Raw genomic sequence first — 1,477 nt, forward strand, 5'->3', positions numbered from 1 at the left:
TGTTTTACATCAAGGCGCTCAATCGAGCGCCTTTCCTTCAATCAGCACAGGAGAGTCAACATGGAATCCTTCTGGCTTTGCGACGACTGCCTGTTCGCTGCGGCTTACGAGGACTACAGCACGTTATCGCTCTACTACACGACGGATGAAATCGAGAAACGCATCGCCGGCATCCATCGTGAACTGGTTTGGTTAATGCCTATCAGTGCCGACTTCGATCCCGAAACCGGTCGGGGAATAAAAGCCTTCTCCCCATTGCCCTGCGACGGTTGTAACTCACACCTGCACGGACAACGCCACCGATTCACGCGCCTGTAAACAGCGCGGCATCGGCTAATGCCCGCGACTCTTTATCCACCTCGGGGACACCACTTCCCTCGGGCGTGTACCCCTGATTGTTCCCTTCGGAGGTACCACCATGAGCACCCCACTCACACTGATTGAAACCTCGGATTTCGAGGCTAATCGTATCGTCCACGAAAACCAGCTGATCAACGAAGCGCTGCATATTCTGGATCGTCGGCTGTTCGCCCGCGGCCCTATCCTGACCTCACCTGACACTGTGGCCTCATACTTAAAACTGCACCTTGCGCAACAAGAGCATGAAGTCTTCGGTGTGATCTTTCTCGACGCCAGGCACCGCGTGCTGGCATTCGAAGTCCTCTTTCACGGCAGCATTGATGGCACCAGCGTTTACCCCCGCCAAGTCGTTAAGCGCTCCCTCGCGCATAACGCTGCGGCCACCATTCTTGTTCACAACCACCCCTCAGGGTGTACCGAACCTAGCCAGGCGGATCGCGTCTTGACCGCACGGCTGAAGGAGGCCTTGGCCTTGATCGAAGTGCGCGTACTGGATCACTTCATCGTGGGTGAAGGTCGTCCGCTCTCCCTTGCCGAATACGGCTGGCTTTAATCCTCACAGGCGCCTACGGGCGCCTTGTTCATTTTCATTCTGGAGAACCCTCATGAGCCCCATACGCCAAGCCCCTGCCCTGTTAACAGCCTCAAACCCATTTGCTCGCGGCTACGACAACCTGCATATCGAACGGCTACTGCTGATCACCTACGAAGACGACTGTCCTCCCTGCTTTCGACCCCTACACCACTCACAAGCCCATCTGCCCGACCATGCGCTGCAACTGTTCCCCTGCCTCTTCAATGACGATTTCGCCTTGATCAGCGAAGGCCAATCCATTCCGGAGGAGTTGGATGAACGCTACCCATCCACCGGGATGGTGCGCCAAGTGATCTACGCCGTGATGGGCGAAATCCTCAACGAGCGGCTTCATGTCGGCGATCTGTACTCCCTGGAAGATGCCCAAGCCATGATCCATCGCTTGAGCTTCGAGACGGGACACTACAGTCGAACCTGGGAGATCAGCACCGCACACCTTTCTGAAGAAGCGATGTTCTATCTGGAAGGGTGGGTCAATCACTCCGCGCCGCGGCGAACCGGCCTTTTGTTCGAGCTTTTCGC

Annotated in this window: 3 protein-coding genes; all 3 read left to right on the top strand. The window is 56.3% G+C overall.

The window, feature by feature from the left end; translation table 11 throughout:
• Positions 1-60: 60 nt before the first annotated feature.
• Positions 61-318 (top strand): hypothetical protein, encoded by a 258-nt coding sequence (locus C8K58_RS32135; protein ID WP_054092806.1) that lies wholly within the window; start codon positions 61-63, stop codon positions 316-318.
• 100 nt (positions 319-418) lie between these two features.
• Positions 419-913: a DNA repair protein RadC gene (gene radC / locus C8K58_RS32140; protein WP_054092807.1), complete on the top strand. Its 495-nt coding sequence runs from the start codon at positions 419-421 to the stop codon at positions 911-913.
• A gap of 52 nt (positions 914-965) precedes the next feature.
• The coding region (locus tag C8K58_RS32145) for an ABC transporter substrate-binding protein (RefSeq protein WP_108574928.1) at positions 966-1,477 on the top strand (512 nt) is incomplete at its 3' end.

It is taken from the genome of Pseudomonas sp. GV047 (assembly GCF_003058245.1).
Classification (GTDB): domain Bacteria; phylum Pseudomonadota; class Gammaproteobacteria; order Pseudomonadales; family Pseudomonadaceae; genus Aquipseudomonas; species Aquipseudomonas marginalis.

Bases quoted from the DNA above. Each gene is read 5' to 3' on its own strand.
- radC (WP_054092807.1), top strand. From the start codon at position 419: ATGAGCACCCCACTCACACTGATTGAAACCTCGGATTTCGAGGCTAAT.
- C8K58_RS32135 (WP_054092806.1), top strand. From the start codon at position 61: ATGGAATCCTTCTGGCTTTGCGACGACTGCCTGTTCGCTGCGGCTTAC.